This is a genomic window from Sphingomonas sp. Leaf21 (assembly GCF_916858675.1).
Lineage (GTDB): Bacteria > Pseudomonadota > Alphaproteobacteria > Sphingomonadales > Sphingomonadaceae > Sphingomonas.
Map to the genome: position 1 here is coordinate 43,393 of NZ_CAKASM010000023.1, position 17,389 is coordinate 60,781.

The 17,389-nt window shown below is 61.8% G+C and carries 17 protein-coding genes; 12 read left to right on the forward strand and 5 right to left on the reverse strand.

Annotated features, from left to right (window positions below; translation table 11 throughout):
* Positions 1 to 3 precede the first annotated feature (3 nt).
* The 7 genes from LRP66_RS14835 to LRP66_RS14865 all read left to right on the forward strand — a co-directional run bounded on the left by LRP66_RS14835 (position 4) and on the right by LRP66_RS14865 (position 9,215).
* A complete protein-coding gene (locus tag LRP66_RS14835) occupies positions 4 to 2,982 on the forward strand; it encodes a Tn3 family transposase (RefSeq protein WP_230483379.1) in 2,979 nt (992 codons plus the stop codon).
* 35 nt (positions 2,983 to 3,017) lie between these two features.
* A complete protein-coding gene (locus LRP66_RS14840; RefSeq protein WP_230483380.1) occupies positions 3,018 to 5,192 on the forward strand; it encodes an AAA family ATPase in 2,175 nt (724 codons plus the stop codon).
* Positions 5,193 to 5,243: 51 nt separating this feature from the next.
* Positions 5,244 to 5,927: a DUF6118 family protein gene (locus LRP66_RS14845; RefSeq protein ID WP_230483381.1), complete on the forward strand. Its 684-nt coding sequence runs from the start codon at positions 5,244 to 5,246 to the stop codon at positions 5,925 to 5,927.
* A 189-nt stretch (positions 5,928 to 6,116) separates the two neighbouring features.
* On the forward strand, positions 6,117 to 7,157 hold the full coding sequence (locus LRP66_RS14850) for a DNA sulfur modification protein DndB (RefSeq protein WP_230483382.1): 1,041 nt from the start codon (positions 6,117 to 6,119) through the stop codon (positions 7,155 to 7,157).
* A 68-nt stretch (positions 7,158 to 7,225) separates the two neighbouring features.
* Positions 7,226 to 7,456, forward strand: a complete 231-nt coding sequence (locus tag LRP66_RS14855; RefSeq protein ID WP_230483383.1) for a DUF3892 domain-containing protein — start codon at positions 7,226 to 7,228, stop codon at positions 7,454 to 7,456.
* A gap of 333 nt (positions 7,457 to 7,789) precedes the next feature.
* Positions 7,790 to 8,839: a GNAT family N-acetyltransferase gene (locus LRP66_RS14860; RefSeq protein ID WP_230483384.1), complete on the forward strand. Its 1,050-nt coding sequence runs from the start codon at positions 7,790 to 7,792 to the stop codon at positions 8,837 to 8,839.
* 10 nt (positions 8,840 to 8,849) lie between these two features.
* The gene (locus LRP66_RS14865; RefSeq protein WP_230483385.1) at positions 8,850 to 9,215 is read left to right on the forward strand and encodes an ASCH domain-containing protein; all 366 of its coding nucleotides are present in this window, start codon (positions 8,850 to 8,852) and stop codon (positions 9,213 to 9,215) included.
* Positions 9,216 to 9,241: 26 nt separating this feature from the next.
* Here LRP66_RS14865 and LRP66_RS14870 read toward each other — a convergent pair whose 3' ends face one another.
* The 4 genes from LRP66_RS14870 to LRP66_RS14885 all read right to left on the reverse strand — a co-directional run bounded on the left by LRP66_RS14870 (position 9,242) and on the right by LRP66_RS14885 (position 12,060).
* Positions 9,242 to 10,054: a hypothetical protein gene (locus LRP66_RS14870; RefSeq protein WP_230483386.1), complete on the reverse strand. Its 813-nt coding sequence runs from the start codon at positions 10,052 to 10,054 to the stop codon at positions 9,242 to 9,244.
* The gene (locus tag LRP66_RS14875; RefSeq protein WP_230483387.1) at positions 10,044 to 10,952 is read right to left on the reverse strand and encodes a hypothetical protein; all 909 of its coding nucleotides are present in this window, start codon (positions 10,950 to 10,952) and stop codon (positions 10,044 to 10,046) included. The genes LRP66_RS14870 and LRP66_RS14875 overlap by 11 nt, the downstream gene beginning before the upstream one ends.
* 198 nt (positions 10,953 to 11,150) lie before the next feature.
* A complete protein-coding gene (locus LRP66_RS14880; protein WP_230483388.1) occupies positions 11,151 to 11,498 on the reverse strand; it encodes a hypothetical protein in 348 nt (115 codons plus the stop codon).
* Positions 11,488 to 12,060 carry a hypothetical protein gene (locus tag LRP66_RS14885; RefSeq protein ID WP_230483389.1) on the reverse strand — a complete coding sequence of 191 codons (573 nt, stop codon included), beginning with the start codon at positions 12,058 to 12,060 and terminating at the stop codon, positions 11,488 to 11,490. The genes LRP66_RS14880 and LRP66_RS14885 overlap by 11 nt, the downstream gene beginning before the upstream one ends.
* A 506-nt stretch (positions 12,061 to 12,566) precedes the next feature.
* On the opposite strand from LRP66_RS14885, the gene LRP66_RS14890 reads away from it, so the two are divergent.
* From LRP66_RS14890 to LRP66_RS14910, 5 genes are read left to right on the forward strand one after another with little or no spacing between them, the layout of a single operon-like run.
* Positions 12,567 to 13,145 (forward strand): recombinase family protein, encoded by a 579-nt coding sequence (locus LRP66_RS14890; RefSeq protein ID WP_230483390.1) that lies wholly within the window; start codon positions 12,567 to 12,569, stop codon positions 13,143 to 13,145.
* The gene (locus tag LRP66_RS14895) at positions 13,142 to 14,248 is read left to right on the forward strand and encodes a DNA adenine methylase (protein WP_230483391.1); all 1,107 of its coding nucleotides are present in this window, start codon (positions 13,142 to 13,144) and stop codon (positions 14,246 to 14,248) included. The genes LRP66_RS14890 and LRP66_RS14895 overlap by 4 nt, the downstream gene beginning before the upstream one ends.
* Positions 14,248 to 15,081: a DpnII family type II restriction endonuclease gene (locus LRP66_RS14900; protein ID WP_042491113.1), complete on the forward strand. Its 834-nt coding sequence runs from the start codon at positions 14,248 to 14,250 to the stop codon at positions 15,079 to 15,081. The genes LRP66_RS14895 and LRP66_RS14900 overlap by 1 nt, the downstream gene beginning before the upstream one ends.
* A 24-nt stretch (positions 15,082 to 15,105) precedes the next feature.
* Positions 15,106 to 15,627, forward strand: a complete 522-nt coding sequence (locus LRP66_RS14905) for a hypothetical protein (RefSeq protein ID WP_230483392.1) — start codon at positions 15,106 to 15,108, stop codon at positions 15,625 to 15,627.
* Positions 15,627 to 16,493, forward strand: coding sequence for a Kiwa anti-phage protein KwaB-like domain-containing protein (locus LRP66_RS14910; RefSeq protein WP_230483393.1), 867 nt, complete (start codon positions 15,627 to 15,629; stop codon positions 16,491 to 16,493). Before LRP66_RS14905 ends, LRP66_RS14910 begins: the two co-directional genes overlap by 1 nt.
* Positions 16,494 to 16,624: 131 nt before the next feature.
* Here LRP66_RS14910 and LRP66_RS14915 read toward each other — a convergent pair whose 3' ends face one another.
* The gene (locus LRP66_RS14915) at positions 16,625 to 16,840 is read right to left on the reverse strand and encodes a hypothetical protein (protein ID WP_230483394.1); all 216 of its coding nucleotides are present in this window, start codon (positions 16,838 to 16,840) and stop codon (positions 16,625 to 16,627) included.
* Positions 16,841 to 17,389: the final 549 nt, after the last annotated feature.

Below are 17,389 nucleotides of genomic sequence, written 5' to 3' on the forward strand. Positions count from 1 at the left end.
CCGATGCCGCGTCGTGCCGTTTTGTCGGATGAACAGCGCGCGTCGTTGCTCGCGCTGCCCGACGATGAAACCATACTCGTCCAGCACTGGACGTTGAGCCACGACGACCTGGCCGTCATCGTGCGCCGGAGGCGGCCGCATAACCGGCTCGGTTTCGCTATCCAGCTTTGCGCGCTGCGCTATCCCGGTCGCCTGCTCCGCCCCGGTGAACTGATCCCCGCCGCCCCGCTCGCGTTCGTCGCCGAGCAATTGCAGGTCGCGCCCGAGGTGCTGGCCGATTACGCGACACGCGGCCCGACCCGGTACGAACAACTCGATGCGCTGCGCGATGCGTTCGGGTTTTCGCCACTCAGCCGGCCGCTGCGGACGACATTGCAGGAATGGCTCCTGCCGATCGCGCTGACGACGACCAGCGGGGCCGGGCTGGCGCGGTTGCTGCTGGGCGAGTGCCGGCGACGGCGCATCATCATGCCGGGCATCAGTGCGGTCGAACGGATGGTCGCGCAGGGGTTGCTCGATGCCGAGCGCCATGTCGCCGAACACCTCACCCAAGGGCTGGATGCCGGTCAACGCCATCTGCTCGATGCCCTTCTCCTGCATCATGCCGGTACGAACATGAGCAGCCTCGGATGGGTGCGACAGCCACCCAGCAAGCCCGGTCGCAAGACGTTCGCCGTCATCACCCAGCGGCTCGCGCTGCTCCGCGATATCGGGATTGATCCCGATATCGCCACGGGCATCCATCCCGAACGCCTGCGACGGCTATGTCAGGAAGGGGCGCGGCTGACCGCGCAACATGTCCGGACGCTGCAAGCGACGCGGCGTCGCGCAATCCTGGTGGCGACCGTACTCGAAACCATCGTCACGCTCACCGACGATGCGGTGCTGATGTTCGACCGTCTGCTGGGCCAGATGTTCCGGCGCGAGCAGAACAGCGCGGACACCGCGCTCAAGCGCGACCGACGTACCATCAACGGAAAAATCCGGCTGCTCGCCCGGCTCGGCGACGCCCTGCTCGCCGCCAGGGTGTCGGGTGGCGATCTCGCCGCTGCGGTCGAGGCCGCGATTGGATGGAACGATCTTGGCCGTGAGGTCGATGAAGCCCGCAAGCTGATCCGCCCCGATGCCGTCGATCCCGTCACGATCGCCGCGACCCACTACCCCGTTCTCCGGCAGGTCGGTCCCTCGTTCATCGCATCGTTCATGTTCGGGGCGGTGCCGGCCTGCCATGCGCTCGCGCGAGCGGTCGCGATCATCCGCGACCTTCATCTGGGTCGTTTGCGAAAACTGCCGTCCGATGCGCCGGTCGGCTTTATCCGGCAGGCTTGGCGTCGGCGGATCGGCCCCGGCCTTCCCAATCGCCGGACCTATGAACTGTGCGTGCTGGTGGAGCTTCGCGACCGGCTGCGCGCCGGAGACATGTGGGTCGAGGGAAGCCGGCGCTATCGTGCCGTCGAACAACAGCTCATTTCCGGTCCCGTCTTCGCCGCCATGCGCGCGGCCGGTCCCCTGCCGATCCCGGCACCGGATACCGCCGGTGTCTGGCTGGCGGAACGACGCGCCCGCCTTGCCCGTCGATTGGCGGAGGTTGAACGGAAGGCGGAAACCGATGCGCTGGAAGACGTGCAACTAAGTCTTGGCAGGTTGCGGATCTCGCCGTTGAAGGCCGTCACGCCCGAGGAAGCCGACAGCGCGCTTGCGCCGCTCTATGCCCATCTCCCCACTATCCGCATCACCGACCTCCTTGCCGAAGTCGATCGGTGGACCGGATTTAGCCAGTGCTTCACCCATCTGCAAAGCGGGCGTGTCGCCGATGAACCCCGCTCGATCCTGACGGCAGTGCTCGCCGATGCGACCAATCTCGGCCACACGCGCATGGCGGAAGCCTGCAATCTCGTGACCCAGCGCCAGCTTGGCTGGCTGGCTTCATGGCATCTGCGCGAGGAAACCTATGGCCGCGCGCTCGCCCGGTTGGTCGATGCCCAGCATACCGAGCCACTAGCCGCCCTGTTCGGGTCCGGCACCTCGTCCAGTTCGGATGGTCAGAACTTCCCGCTCGACCGCCGCGGCCAGGCGACTGGTGCGGTCAATCCGCACAAGGGGGCGGAGCCTGCCGTCTCCTTCTACAGCCATGTCTCTGATCGCTACGCGCCGTTCCATTCCACCGTCATTTCGGCGTCGGCGAGCGAGGCAGCGCAGGTGCTCGACGGGCTGCTCCACCACGGTGCCGATCTGCATATCGAGGAGCATCACGTCGATGGCGGGGGCGTGTCCGACCATGTGTTCGCGCTATGCCACCTGCTCGGATTCCGGTTCGCACCGCGCATTCCGAACATCGCCGCGCGCCGTCTCCACCTGTTCGACGGGATCGAACCCGGCCCCGATATCGCGCCGCTGGTCGCGGGCAGGATCGACGAAGGTCTAATTGCTGCGCACTGGGACGACGTGCTGCGCCTGGGAACCTCGATCCGCACCGGCGTCGTGAGCGCGTCGATCATGCTGGAACGGCTTGGCTCCTATCCGCGCGCCAATGGCTTGGCCCTGGCGCTGCGCGAGATCGGCCGCGTCGAGCGCACACTGTTCACGCTCGACTGGATCGAGCAGCCCGAACAGCGGCGTCGCGCGACGCGCGAACTCAACAAGGGCGAGGCCGAAAATGCACTGAAACGCGCCATCTTCTTCCACCGGGTCGGCCGTATTCGCGACCATGCACTGCAAGCCCAGAGCCATCGCGCGAGCGCGCTCAATCTCGTCGCGGGTGCCATCGTCCTGTGGAACACGACCTACCTGCAAGCCGCCCGGATGCATCTCGCCAACCTCGGTCGGCCGGTCCCGCCGGATCTGCTGCAACACCTTTCGCCGCTCGGTTGGCAGCACATCAACCTCACCGGCGATTATCTGTGGACCGATCCCGATACGCCATCATGCGCCCTCAGACCGCTTCGTCAGACCCGCGCCGTCGAAGGACCGGCAAGATCTTAGCGTATATCTGGGTCCGTTCTATGTACTGACCCCTGGTGGCGCTTGGCAAGGACGGGCGGGACCAGGAGCGGTTCACCAGTCGCGACATGATCGCGACCGAGGCGCGGCTAGAGAAGGCTGGCGACGAGTTGGCGGGCCGCGGCGATCATGGTGTGTCCGATCGGCAGCGAACCGGCGCGCTGGAGGCGGCCGAGGGGCGGGGATTGGTACTATCGGGCGAGCAGCGCGACGCCTTGGACCATATCACCGGGCGCGACGGGTTGGCGTCCGTCGTCGGCTATGCGGGCACAGGCAAGTCGGCGATGCTGGGCGTCGCGCGCGAGGCTTGGGAGCGCGAGGGCTACCAGGTGCGCGGAGCGGCACTGTCCGGGATCGCGGCCGAGAACCTTGAGAGCGGGTCCAGCATCAGCTCGCGCACGATCGCCAGCCTTGAGCATGGCTGGGCGCAGGGTCGCGACCAGCTTGGGCCGAAGGACGTGCTGGTGGTGGACGAGGCCGGCATGATCGGCACCCGCCAGATGGAGCGGGTGCTGGCCCATGCGTGTGACGCCGGGGCCAAGGTCGTGCTGGTGGGCGATCCCGAGCAGTTGCAGGCGATCAAGGCGGGCGCGGCGTTCCGGTCGATCACAGAGCGGCACGGTGCAGCCGAAATCACCGAGATTCGTCGGCAGCGCGAGGACTGGCAGAAGGAAGCGACACGGGCCTTTGCTACCGGCCGGACGGCCGAGGCGCTGGACGCCTATGCCGCGCACGGCATGGTCCATGCGGCCGACACGCGCGAGGCGGCACGGGCCGAGCTGGTCGATCGCTGGGACCGGGATCGTCAGGCCGAGCCGGACAAGACCCGCATCATGTTCACGCACACGAACGCCGAGGTGCGCGAACTCAACCGGGAAGCGCGCGAGCGGGTGCGGGCGAGCGGCGAACTGGGCGAGGACCGGACCGTCGCGGCCGATCGGGGCGAACGCGATTTTGCGGCCGGGGACCGGATCATGTTCCTACGCAACGAGCGGTCGCTGGGGGTCAAGAACGGCACGCTCGGCACACTGGAGCGGATTGAGGACGGGCGCATGGGCGTCCGTTTGGACGGCGGACACAGCGTCGCCTTCGACCTCAAGGACTATGCCGCGATCGATCACGGCTATGCGGCGACGTTCGGCAAGTCACAGGGCGTGTCGGTCGATCGCGGGCACGTGCTGGCGACGCCGGGCATGGATCGTCACAGCAGCCACGTCGGGATGACGCGGCATCGCGACGACGTGCAGCTCCACTACGGCCGCGACGACTTCGCCGATCAAGGCCGGCTCGCGCGCATGCTGTCGCGCGACCGGTCGAAGGATATGGCCGGCGACTATGCTCCGGAGCGCAGTAGCCAAGACTATGCCCGCGCCTTCGCCGACCGGCGCGAGATCCGGTTCCCGGAACTCGCGCGCCAGATGGTCGAGAAGGTTCGCGACAAGGCGCGCGGGATGTTCGCTGGATTCAGGCCAAAGCCCAAGAGGGAGCAAGGGGGGGCGAATAACACCGGTGGCATGTCCGCCCTTGGCGACCGAAGCCGTGAAAGGGGGGCGATTAACACCGGGGACAGATCGGGGCTGGGCAACCGGAACCCCGAAAGGGGTGCGATTAACACCGCCGCCTTGTCTTCGCGTGAGATGCCGCAAGAACAGGCAACGGCGATCCGGCGCTATGCGCGCGCCGTTGCCGATATCCACCGTATGCGTGAGCAGGGTCTGCCGGTCTTGCCGCATCAGGAGAGCGCATTGCGGCGAGCTGGCGAGGGAGTGGATGGCAGTGTTAATCGCCCCCATGCTTCGCATGACCTCGCATCAGCGCTGGCGCGTGATCCGAACCTGATCGAACAGGCGGCGAGCGGCGACACGGGCGGTGCGGTGCGGGCAATGGCCGAGGAGCAGCGTGTCCGCCTTGATCCGGACGCGCGCGCAGATCGGTTTGTCGAAGGCTGGCAGGCGATGCAGCGCCAGCGTGTCGGGCTGGAGCGCTCCGGCGACACCGCAGGTGCCGAGCGGTTGCAGGCGCGCATGGAGAAGGCGGCAGGCGGGCTTGCCCGCGATCTCCAGCTTGAGTCCGCGCTTCGCCGTCGTGCGCCTGAACTGGAGATCAGGATCGAGCGCGAGCGGTCGATCGGCGACGCGCTGGCGCGGTCAATCGAACCGCGCCGTGACCGTGACAGGGGCATGAGCCGGTAGAGTTCGTGCTTTCGGATAGGTTCGTGCTTTCGCGCGGGAAAGAGGGGCGACATGGACGAGGACGATCACGAACGGGATGCGGCAGCGGAGGCGTTCGAGGGCGTGCGCGGTGAGCTGGCGTTACTCCGGCGGGCGATCGAAGGGATCGCTGCCCGTGACGACCGGCCCGATCCGCCCGACTATAGCGAGACGCTGGGGCAAATTACCAAGCTGGCGACCGCCACCTACCAGCGCGCCGAAATCCTGAAGAAGGCAGCGGAGGAAGAGACGGTTGCGCGGCAGGTCGCAGCCCGGATCACTGGAGCCGTCGCCGAGGACCGGCAGGCGGTGAAGACCGCGGCCGGCGAGCTGCGCGACGCGACGCGTGCCTTACAGGGGGTAACCGTGTCAGCACGTCGCGGTGACGAGCAGAACCGCTGGCTGGCGTGGACGGCGATCGGCGGGATTGTCGTCGGCATGATCCTTTGGGCGGTGTTCGCTGGCATCGTCGCGCGCGCCATGCCTGAGAGCCTTCAATGGCCGGAGAAGATGGCGGCGCGCACGCTCGCCATGCCCATGTGGGAGGGCGGCCAACGCATGATGCGAGCTGGCGACGCGCAGGCGTTCGCCAACGTCACCGCCGCGGACCGGCTGGTGATCGCCAATCGCGAGGTGGTGGAGGCGTGTCGAAAGACGGCGCTCAGGCAAAAGAAGTCCGTGCGATGCACGATCAGCATCACCGCAAGCGAGCTGTAAAACGATCATAAGCGAGCTGTACGCCGAGATGGATACAGCTCACAAAAAAAGTATTTGCAGCTCGCTTGCATCCTTTGTCCAGCTCGGGCATTTTAGGGGATACAGCTCTGGTGAAAATATGAGCGAGCTGTTCGCTCTAAACCGATAGAGCTGTGGAGAAGTGGAATGTTGGAAGTTCGAGTCCCTGCCATGCGCGGGAAGATGGGTTCGCGTACCTATTACAGCTGCCTCATGCCCATGCAGGGGGTGCCGCAGTTCTTTAAGTTCACCAACTGGGTAGGCATCAGCCCCGAAGATCGGGAGCAGCGTGTCCTCAACGACAAGAGAGTCCCAGACCTCGCCGCGTATATCGCCGAGAATGAGGAGGATTATCTTTTCTCTTCAATCACCGCGTCCTACAAAAGCGAGCCGCGGTTCGAGCCATTCGCCGAAGGACTGGATATCGGTATCCTTGTCCTGCAACTCGGCGACGAACTCATCATCAACGACGGCCAACATCGGGCAGCCGGTATCGTTAGAGCGATTGAGAACGGCGTTCCGATCAACCGCGATGCCATCTCGGTATTGTTGTTTCCGTGGGAGTCGACGGGTCGAGTTCAGCAGATGTTTTCGGACCTCAACCGCTACGTGCAGAAAACGTCGAAGTCGCTCGACATTCTGTTCGACAAGCGGGACGACATCGCTGCTGCCACCCTTGCAATGATCGAGAAGGTGCCGGTTTTCCGCGAGCTGACAGACAAGGAAAGCGTTTCGCTTAGCGTCAAATCCACCAAGCTGTTCACCTTGGCAGCGCTCTACGATGCCTGCGTCGAGCTGCTGAAGGGGCGTGAGAAGCAGGACATCGTGACCAACGCGGGTCTGCTCGCCGATTACTGGAACGCGATCGCGGCGCACATGCCGGAGTGGTCAAAGGTGCTGAACGGTCAGAAGTTGGCGATCGAGTTGCGCCAGGAGAAGATCGTATCTCACTCTACCGTCCTGCGGGCGCTGGGCGGTTTGGGCGTCGATATCTTGGATCGGCCGGATTGGCAGGCGCAGCTTGCGGCGCTCGGCAACATCGATTGGTCGAAGAAGAACCCGGAGTGGGAGAATGTCTGCGTCGTGTCCAATTCGGTGGTGTCGAACCGCCAGGCACGGGCCGCGACCAAGGCGTTCATCAAGGCCAAGATCGGTCTGTCTCTCACTGACGGCGAGAAGAGAGCGCTGCCCGACCAGGCGGTAGCCGCCTAACTCGCCGGCTGATGTGGATGAAGAGGGAGGCGGCACAGCCCCTCCCTCGTTTTCAAGGGATAGACGTTATGGGCAAGAAGGTGATCGACGCGAAAGCGGACGCAAAGGGCAACATCACTGCTGTAAAGCTGAGCGGCAACAGCGGGTTCACCCCTTTGGAGACGGCGATGCGCATGGCCGATAAGGGGCAAATCGATAACGCGCATTCGGTTAACAGGGCGGGGGCGAAACCCCACCTGCGAACTAATCCCAACAGCCAAACCAGCGATAATCTCGATGATATGGCGGGGGATAAGTAGAGTGTTGCGGCCGGTGTCACAAACATTCGGTTGTGACACCGGCAAACTACTGGTCGGCTTAAACGGCCGATCGATTATTGCAGAAAATCTACGAGGTCGTTCTCCCGTTCCGTCCGATATCGGTGCCGTAACACGTAACGGATAGGCGAAATCGATTTCTCTTTGGTCTCCCGAATAAGTCGGCAATCTTGGACCTGATCCGCTAAACCTGGGTGTCTAGTGCGAGCGCCGTGCGCCGAGATCGGCTGGTTCAGCGATCGATAGAATGGACTAAATGTCGGGCTTGTTGTTCAGCGCCGACCAAGCCTACTCTCGTTCCGGGGAGATGAAGGCATGTCGAGACGACTGAGGCTGACGCGCTTCGCCGACGTATCGCTGGATGATCCGTTCTTTGATAGCTTGAAGGCGGGCTACGACGAATTTCCACGTTGGTTTGCCAGCAAGGCCAATGAGCCGCTCTACGTCGTCGACGACGGTGAGAGCGTCAGTGGCATGATCTATCTCAAGCGCGAAGACGGGGTCGTCGAGGACGTTGTTCCCCCGCTGCCCGCCGAAGCTTGGCTGAAGGTAGGCACGCTGAAGATCGACGGCGCTGGCACCAAGCTCGGCGAACGGGCCATCAAGAAGATCCTCGACACGGCCATAGCCCGCGGGGCGAACGGCGTCTACGTCACCGTCTTCGAAGTGCATCAGGCGCTCATCGCGTTATTCGAGCGCTACGGCTTCCGCCACTGGGGCACCAAGACGACCGGCAACGGTGTCGAGCAGGTCTACGTCCGCTCCCTGGTCGATCACGACGACGCCCCGCTGATGCGCTACCCCTTCATCAGGGCCGCCGGTAAACGGTATTGGCTCCTGGCGATCAAGCCGGAGTTCCACACCCAGCTGCTCCCGGACTCGATCCTCAACAACGAGCCTGAGGAGATCGTTCGCGACGTCTCCCATGCGAACACCATCCATAAGGTATACGTTGCGCGGCTGGCGCTGCAGCGGATGTCGACGGGCGACCCGGTGATCTTCTACCGGACGACCGATCGGCCGGGTCAGGCGAGGTTCCGCTCCGTGGTGACCTCGGTGTGCGTGGTCGAGGAGGTTCGCCAGCGACGTGACTTTGCCGACGTTGATGCCTTCCTGGCCTATACGAGTCCCCGCAGCGTCTTTTCTGAGGCCGAGCTGCGGGAATTCTACGAGACCTGGCATCGGCTGTCGGTCGCCAGGATGACCTACAACGCCGCCTTCGGGCGGCGGACAATCCGGCAGAACCTACTGGACGAGGGCCTCCTTAACCCCCAACAGCGCCCGGACTTTATCGAGCTGTCTCAAGCGACCTTCGATCGGATTCTCGAGCTTGGAGAGGTGGATGCGCGTATTGTTATCGATTAGGCCGGTGCACGTGGAGAGCATTCTGAGCGGCGTGAAGCGGTTTGAGTTCCGTCGCCGGATGTTCACGCGGCGCGACGTGCGCTCCGTGCTGATCTACTGCACCATGCCGGTGGGCCGGCTGGTCGCTGAGTTCGAGATCGCCGGCATACTGGAGGACACGCCCGAGGGGCTGTGGGCCAGGACGTCGGAGGCGTCGGGCATAACGCGCGAATTCTATGACGCCTACTTCGAGGGACGTGATCGCGCCTTCGCGCTCGCGATCGGCGAGCTCAACGTGTTCGAGACGCCGATCGCACCGGACGAGATGATCGACGACTTCACGCCTCCGCAGTCCTACCGCTACGTGCCACCGCAACGGCAGCTGTCGCTGCTGTGAGATGACGGGGGCTGCCTTATACGGCTTCATCGGCCTGCAGTCTTCGGGGCCAGGCAGGTTACCGCCGCCATAAGGCCGCGTAACTTAGGTTTCTGCGCGATCTGCCGTGCGATCCGATCGCCGAAGCAGCCGTCGAGTGTCAGCCCATAACCGCCCGAACGGAAGCGCAAGTGGCCAGACATATCCGCAAGCTTCTCAAAGATCGGCCGAAAGCCGTTGCCGTGACCGCTGTCGCGCGCAAAGCGCGAGACCCCGGCCTCGACCATGGCGAGCAAGGCCGCGCCATCGTCGCTCAGGCTCGCATGGTCCGGGTTGCGGGTCAGACTGCGAAGCGCGCCGATGCCAGTGTCCGCCACGACGAATTCAAAGCGCCCGGCCTCGGCGGAAAACATCGCCACGCCACTGTCGATCGCCTCGGAATGATCGATCACGTTGCCGATAAGTTCGCCCATGGCCGCGACAAGAAGTGCTGGCTTCACAAAGCCCGCAGCAAGCGCCGCTTTATGCGCATCGATCTTGAAGCCGTTGAGCGTCGCTTCCCCCACCAGGCCTGATCCTTGGATCAGGCCGCGGCGGCCATCGGGGGCCAGCCATTGCTGCTGCTCGCTCGCCAGTGCGGACAGAATCGGCGCAAGCGAGCCGCGTTCAAGCCAATCCTGCCCATGCAAATCACCGATCGAAATCCCGGACTCCAAGTGTGCAAGCTCGACGGCCGGTCCCAGTGTTTCCGCCCGGAAAACAGCTCCGCCGAGCTGCGGCACACTGCCGCGCTGTCGTGCGCGGCCGAGACCGTCGACAACGCGATAGTCGAAGCGTGGAGCCAGGAGGTCAGGCTGCAAGCTTGAACTTCGGCAATAGAGTGCCGAACCAATCGCGCGAGACACGAATATTGTTGGCGAGCAAAGCGTCCAGCCTTTCGTCGGCGGTAGTCATTTGCTTTATCCAGCGACGCTGTCCCTCATTGTCGACCCAAGCGACCTCGCGATGCTGCGCCTTCTCGAAGGGCGACGTATCTATGAAGATGACGTTGTAATATTCCGCCAGCAATCCGACCACCGGGAGCCCGCCCCTCAGGACAAGGTTGAGCCGCCGGCCCACATTCTGCGCGAGTTCGATCAGCCAAGCAGCGTGTTGCATCATACGGTTCGGAGTCTTGCCGCAGGTCGTGAACTCGTAAGCGATGTGCGTGACCTCGGGATGCGCGACGATATAGTCCGTCCAGCGCGCAAAATCGCATTCCGTCCGGCCATTCACATGAAGGGCTGCCGGCTGCCCTTCGGACACGATTTCGTGATAGCAGACGGCGATCCGCCGCATGGCATGGAGGTCGTCCCAGCGCGGGCGATCGACCATCAGACTGAAGTTGGGAACTGTAACCATCGACACCCCCAGGCGTCGGAAGTTTGCAACGGCCTTGAGGCGACCGCGCCGCTCAAGGCGCCACCAGCCTTCGACTTCCTTGTCCTGCGCCACGCCGGAGAGGAGGATTTCGGTAGCCGGATCAATCTTGAAGGTTTCGGCGATGCTTTCGCGCGTGTCGAATCGGCAGTCGGCGAAACGGTTGAAGAAACGATACAATGGCACAGCGACAGCGCTTGCCGGCACCGGCGCTGCAAGCGCACTGCCATGGAAGAGCATGGTGAGATGTTGGGGCAGATCGGGCCGTGCGAGCGGTGCAGCCAGAGGCGTTTCGAGAGCAAGCCCGTGCACTTCTCGAATGCGATCGGCGAACGTCAATGCATGAGGACATACGGCCGGACAGGCATCGGGCTTGCGGCAGCAATGGTCCAGGCAGTTGAAACCGGGCCCAATAACAGTCTGTCCGCCACAGGTCGCTTGGTCGGGACAACCAACGCACCCCAACGACATAGCAGCGCCAGGCTTACTCCAGTAACTCTTGAACGCTCGCTCCTGTTGGGACATTTCACTGAACCTCTAGCTAAACGAAACCTCGAAAACGCCACTGATTGGATCGGCTGCAACAATGTCGGCGCGGGCGATGTTGCACCCTTGTGCAATCGACTGAACAAGAGCCTGGCTGGGGCTGCAAACCTCGAGCACGGCCGAAACGCCACGGCGTCCGATCAACTTGCCGCCTTCCATCCGCACCGCGACCGTGTCACCGACCGCAAGGTTGGCATCGCCAAGTGCTTCGGCTTCGTAGCGGCTGGCGGCATGGTCCGGCGTCTTGCTGAAGAGGTCGGGGGTATTGGCCTCAACCGCCGCCTTGTCCCAGCATTTCTCGAAGGTCTTTCTCGTCTTTTCCTTGAAATCAGCTCCCATCCTCACTCTCCGCAAATATCGGCCTGTAAGTCTTGGTACGCCCACGCGACTGTTCACATAGCAAACCCATACTCGACAATGAAGCCAAGCGGTTGTTCCAAGCCGTTGCCTTGACTTGGCTATTCTCAATTTCCATCAATTGAACAGCGGTCGTCTCACCCTCGCGATTGACGAGATCGAAGGTCAGCTGCTGCATGGGATCAAGTTTGCCGACGTACCGGCAGCGCAGCATCGTCCCGTCATCACCGACGACACAGACCATGAGCACATCGCCGCGCGGATGGACGAGTTCGACAAGCTCATCGATCACGTCAGCATTGGCATTGGCAACCGCCGGATAGAAGTTCGACTTGCGGCCGCGCACGAATGTGCGGAAAGCAAGCACCGACTCCCGCAGATAGCTAGCGGTCGCGACCTCGATTCGACTGAAATCGAGAAACAGAGGCTCGGGCGTTGCCGGTTCGTCGCCGAGCGCCTCAATCAGCCGCACATAAAGCTGCCGGCCGCTCGGCGCCCCTGAGAGGATCGTCACACCTGCAAATTCAGCAATATCGAAAATCATAGCTCACATTCTCACGCGTTACACATGAGATATATGAAAAGAGGGATTCGAGTCAAGCTTTGCTAAGCCGTCCTAGCTTTGGATGGGCTCGCTGCGCTGGTGCATCGTGCAAGGGAAGTTGAGTAACCAGTGCGCGCGGCCAAGCCAGATCGTCTGTAACAGGGCTACGTGTTGCCAAAACGGTCCGGGCAGAACCTGCACACCAAGATGATGAGTTGGTATCAAAACCGTCCGGTTTCGACCGAGCGGCGCGACAGCGCATTTCCGCCGGCTTGCAGGTGTCAGAACCGCGTGTCGATAAAAGCGACTTCCGACAGGCTGAGGTCAAAAGGTCTACCTTTTAGCTTCCGCCTCATTGCGCACAGCCTCTTAAAAACGAGGGATTTTCGGAGAGCGGGAGCTGGGAGGCCGTTCGAGGTGTAAGCAGGGCGATCCAGCCTCCTGAAACTGTCTCTTGTTTGGGCGCCTCAAATCTGTGCATGCTGAAACGAGTTTCAGGAGGCGGCATGCTCGTCGGCTATGCGCGGGTCTCGACCCGCGACCAAAATCCAGCAGCGCAGATCGAAGCCTTGAAGGCGATCGGCTGCAACCGCGTATTCGTCGAGAAGCTGTCCGGAGCAAACCGCGACCGGCCAGAGCTGAAAGCCGCTCTCGACTACATGAGGGAAGGGGACACGCTTGTCGTCTGGAAACTCGATCGCCTGGCGCGCTCCGTGCGCCAGCTCGTCGAAACATCGGCTGACCTAGACGTGCGTGGCATTGGCCTCCGCGTCCTGACCCAGCAGATCGACACCACATCGGCCGGCGGTCGTCTCATCTTCCACGTTTTCGCGGCCGTGGCCGAGTTCGAGCGGGAGCTGATGCTCGAGCGAACCCATGCCGGCCTTGCAACGGCGCGCGCCGCCAATCGTCGCGGCGGCCGGCCGAAGGCTCTTGATGAGGCGCAGATCCGCCGGGCAAAAGCGATGCTCGCCGATCCGATGATAACCGTCGAGGAGGTAGCGCAGCAGTTAGGCACCGCTCCGTCGACGCTTTACCGACATATTCCAGGAGGCCGCAGCGCGGTCATGGGCGGAGCGGCATGAGCCAGGCATTGAAGATCAAGTCGAACGTCGTCACCCTCAAGACCGCGCGTCCAGAGGTTCGGCCGGTCCTGCCCGCGCTGCCGGAAAGGGCAGGGCGCTACCCCGAGCTGCGCTACATGGGATCGAAGGCGCGTCTACTGCCGTGGATCCATAGCGTTCTCAACGAGCTGGATTTCGAAAGCGCGTGGGATCCGTTCTCCGGGACCGGCTGCGTCGCCTATATGATGAAGGCGATGGACCGGCGCGTGATCGCGTCCGACTTCCTCAACTTTACCAGCACCGTCGCGCGCGCGACCGTCGAGAACAACAGCACTCACCTTGACGGAAAAGCCATTGCGCGACTGATCGATCGAACGCCGTCGACACATCATTTCATCGAGAAAACCTTCAACGGGGTTTTCTACACGAAGCCCGACCTGCAATTCCTTGACCGCGTGTCGGGCAATATCGGCCAGCTTCAGGATCCGCATCAGCAGGCGCTCGCTTATGCCGCCCTGTTCCGGTCTTGTCTCAAGCGCCAGCCCCGCGGTGTATTCACGATCTCGGGCGACCTGTCGCACTATGACGATGGGCGGCGCGATCTCCGGCTGTCTCTCGAGGAACATTTCCTCGAACAGATCGAGGTCTATAATGCCGCCGTCTTTGACAACGGGCGGAAAAATGCGGCGATCCGGTCGGACCTCTTCGATCTGCCCAGGCGGAAAGTCGATCTCGTCTATCTCGATCCGCCTTATGTCCCGCGGTCTGACGACAACTGCTACGTCAAGCGCTATCACTTCCTCGAGGGGCTGTCCTGCTACTGGCAGGGCCTGCCGATCGACGAGAAGACGAAAGTGAAAAAGATCGCCAAGCGGTACACGCCGTTTAGCTATCGGCGCACGGCGGTCGAAGCGTTCGACCGCATGTTTGCCCGCTTCGCGAAAAGCCAGATCGTGCTGTCTTACAGCTCTAACGGCTTCCCTGATCTCGCACAGCTCGAGGCGCTGATGCGAAAGCATAAGCAGACCGTGCGTGTATTTGAAAAGCCGCACCGCTATCACTTCGGCACGCATAAGGGCGTCGAACGCGCCGCCGTGACCGAATATCTGATTGTGGGAAGCTGATGCAGGTTCGAGATCAGACGCTGGACGAGATCAAGGCCAGTCTTAGTCCACTCACCGTCGAGTGGATGGATGACGCTGCGCGGGAAGCAATGGCGCTTCTCGCCGAGTTACCGGTCAAAGACACCTATGACCGGAACGACGTCGCAGCGATGCTCGATCAGGGTTTCGACCGCGGGATCCTGTGCGCCCGGCTGTTCCTGATGCTGTCCAAGGACGCGATGACGACGGCGCTCTCGAAGGAGCTGCCGGAAGGCTATGGCGCGAAACGCTACAAGGCCGATCGCGAGACTTTTCTGGATGCCCTCGATCGGCTCGGACTACCCGATAAGATGGCGGCCACCATCAATTACCAACCGATATGGAGCGATATTCTCAAGGAGCGGCTGCGATCGGGGCGCGGATCCGCCATCCAGGGCCAGAAGCGGGGCAGGGGGCTTGAGGACTTCACAGAGGTTCTGGTCCGGGAGGTATTCGGCGACGCCTATGAGACACGCTGCACCTTCACCGGCGCAGACGGTAAAACCGCCAAATGCGATATCGCCATCCCTGATAAAAACCGCCCCCGGATCGTGATCGAGGTCAAAGGCTATAACGCGACCGGCTCGAAAATGACCGATATCATCGGCGACCTTGATGCCATCATCGACGCCAAGCGGCACGATACGACGCTCCTGTTCGTGACGGACGGGTCAACCTGGGCTGCACGCCTTTCCGATCTCCGGAAGATTGTCGACCGCCAGAACCAGGGCAAGATCGCCCGCATCTACACGACCAAGATGCAGGCGGATTTCCTCGCCGATCTCGAGGGGCTGAAAGGCTCGATGGGGCTCTGATATGTCCCGCTCTCGACCTCAAGCATGTTGAACGCCCTTGCCCGGATCCTGCTGACAAGTTCCGCCATCGCGCCGGTCGGCCTCACTTATGCATGGGTCGCCTACACACAAAATGACCTTCGTGCGGCGCTTTATATTGCGATCGGGAGCCTTGCGACGGTAGCGATCTGCCTGATGATGCTTCGCTATGCCAAAAAGAACCTCGAAATAACGTCGTTTCAGGCAAGCGAGGTTGAGGCTGCCGATCGAGAGAATATGGGCTTTCTCCTGTTGTACCTCCTGCCACTCTTTACATCACAGTTTAATACCTTGAACTGGCAGCTCTGGATTCCAACCCTTGGTATATTCGCTATTATAACGGCGACCGGGTATAACTATCACTTCAACCCGCTACTCGGCATCCTTCGATGGCATTTTTACAAAGTGAAGTCGCGGGAGGGCGTGACATATGTCCTGATTACCAAGAAGCAGATACGATCAGCCGCCAATCCCATTTCGGTCGGGCAACTGACGGAGTATATTCTAATCGACCTGGAGGATGCCTGATGGTGAACCTGTTTGCCCTGTGTCGACCGAGCGGGGTTCTCGAAGTGAAGCGTGTCGCATTGGCCCAGCCGGTTCAGGCAAAGGTCGGCGGGATATTCCAAGGTCAGGCCATTAATTTTCTGCAAAACGTCAACGAAGAGGTCGAGTTTTCCGGAGGCTGGAAGCCGGACGATGACGAAATGCTCGTCATGAATCCTCCGGCAGAAGCAGCGGTTATCGCCGCGGCGCAGACAGCCAACCCGATCAGCCTGCCCGAGATCGACGCATCGAATTTCATGGCGGAAGGGATCCGCGGTCTTTTCATCATTGATGGGGCTGGGCCGGCGCAGCGGGTTTTGATCCAGGCCTTTTCCGCCCAGCAGCTTCTTTCACGCCGGTTTACGCTGTTTCAGTCGGGTAATTCGTTCAAAGAACTCACCGAACCCGGCTTCACGCTTGACAACGGCATTGTGGCGATACTCGAGGCCGGAAAACTCAAATTCAAGAGCTTCCACAGGGTTCGAGGTATCTTCGATCTCCAACAATTCTATCGCGAGGCGACCGACCAAGACCTCGATACATTCAGTCAGCACAGCAGTCTCGAGATCGCCGACGTGGCAGCTTTCAAGGTAGTGGCGGATCAGGGCATCCGAAAACTTGTTCACGCGATAACGAAGGCCGACGTCCTCAATAACCATCAGGTCGCGATCATCGCTCAGAAGGCGGCCGGCCTTGGTATCAACGTTGTCGTTCAGAACGGAAAGCTCGTCGTGCCAGCGGATCGCAAGTCGATAAAAGACTTGTTCCGCTTTCTGGACGACGGTATCTATCAGGCTGCTTTGAGTTCATCACGCTATGTGACCAATTCAAAGCGGCTCCTGCCCTGACTGCAACAAACGTCGCCATCGTGCAGTCTAAATTCACCGGATCGGGGGCGGCATATAGAATGAATTGACATAGGTATGCCCTGCCCGCGTGAGTAGCGGCGGGTGCGAATGCCGCTCCCGCCGCCCCTAGGTTAGTGCTTCATGCCTGACATGTCGTGGCCGGCATGGTCACCATGCTTGCCGTCCTTCATGCCAGCGCAGCAGTTGCCCTTCTTGCCATCCTTGTCCTTGCAGCAGTCTGCGCCGTCCTTGCAGCATGCCGTGTCGGCGCAGCAGGAACCGGCCGCGAACGCGACACCGGGAATTGCCAGCGCCAGAGCGGCACCGATCAGCTTGAACTTGGTCATCAGTAACTCCGTCGATTGAATGTGTGTTCGTTGGGATAATCACACGGTTCGCGGAGGGGGCGTGGCAGGAGGAACAGGCATGCCTGCAAGTCCTGCAACAGGCAGGGGGCGGAAAGCCACACGTACGGGAGGGGCGGCGTCTACCGGTGCCAATGCATCAGGCTGAACTGCTACGCAGGGTGTCGAACAGGTCGCTTGGGGAAGTGCTTTCCCAGGCTTGGGCTTGCCCTCACAGCCGGTCATCTCAGACGCAACCGGTGCGGCGTTGGCAACCGCCTCGCAGATCGGCCCTAGGCGCATGACCAGTACAACCGCCAGTACGGCCAGAGCCGCAAGACGGAGGATACCGGCAAGACGGGGCAGTCGGCGTTCCATGCTCGCTATCGGCACTGACAGGTGATCAATGTCAATGCATGAGTGAAGAGTGATGTATGCCGCGTCGAAGGCTTCTCAAACTCACTTGGGGACAGGTTGGGGTCGGTTCCGGTTGAGGGCGAAATGACACCCTAAGCGTCGGCATCCTTCGGCCAGAGGTATTCGCCGGTGAGC

Bases quoted from the DNA above. Each gene is read 5' to 3' on its own strand.
- LRP66_RS14845 (WP_230483381.1), top strand. From the start codon at position 5,244: ATGGACGAGGACGATCACGAACGGGATGCGGCAGCGGAGGCGTTCGAG.
- LRP66_RS14915 (WP_230483394.1), bottom strand. From the start codon at position 16,840: ATGACCAAGTTCAAGCTGATCGGTGCCGCTCTGGCGCTGGCAATTCCC.
- LRP66_RS14860 (WP_230483384.1), top strand. From the start codon at position 7,790: ATGTCGAGACGACTGAGGCTGACGCGCTTCGCCGACGTATCGCTGGAT.
- LRP66_RS14835 (WP_230483379.1), top strand. From the start codon at position 4: ATGCCGCGTCGTGCCGTTTTGTCGGATGAACAGCGCGCGTCGTTGCTC.
- LRP66_RS14850 (WP_230483382.1), top strand. From the start codon at position 6,117: ATGCGCGGGAAGATGGGTTCGCGTACCTATTACAGCTGCCTCATGCCC.
- LRP66_RS14855 (WP_230483383.1), top strand. From the start codon at position 7,226: ATGGGCAAGAAGGTGATCGACGCGAAAGCGGACGCAAAGGGCAACATC.
- LRP66_RS14910 (WP_230483393.1), top strand. From the start codon at position 15,627: ATGGTGAACCTGTTTGCCCTGTGTCGACCGAGCGGGGTTCTCGAAGTG.
- LRP66_RS14905 (WP_230483392.1), top strand. From the start codon at position 15,106: ATGTTGAACGCCCTTGCCCGGATCCTGCTGACAAGTTCCGCCATCGCG.
- LRP66_RS14890 (WP_230483390.1), top strand. From the start codon at position 12,567: ATGCTCGTCGGCTATGCGCGGGTCTCGACCCGCGACCAAAATCCAGCA.
- LRP66_RS14900 (WP_042491113.1), top strand. From the start codon at position 14,248: ATGCAGGTTCGAGATCAGACGCTGGACGAGATCAAGGCCAGTCTTAGT.
- LRP66_RS14880 (WP_230483388.1), bottom strand. From the start codon at position 11,498: ATGGGAGCTGATTTCAAGGAAAAGACGAGAAAGACCTTCGAGAAATGC.
- LRP66_RS14885 (WP_230483389.1), bottom strand. From the start codon at position 12,060: ATGATTTTCGATATTGCTGAATTTGCAGGTGTGACGATCCTCTCAGGG.
- LRP66_RS14895 (WP_230483391.1), top strand. From the start codon at position 13,142: ATGAGCCAGGCATTGAAGATCAAGTCGAACGTCGTCACCCTCAAGACC.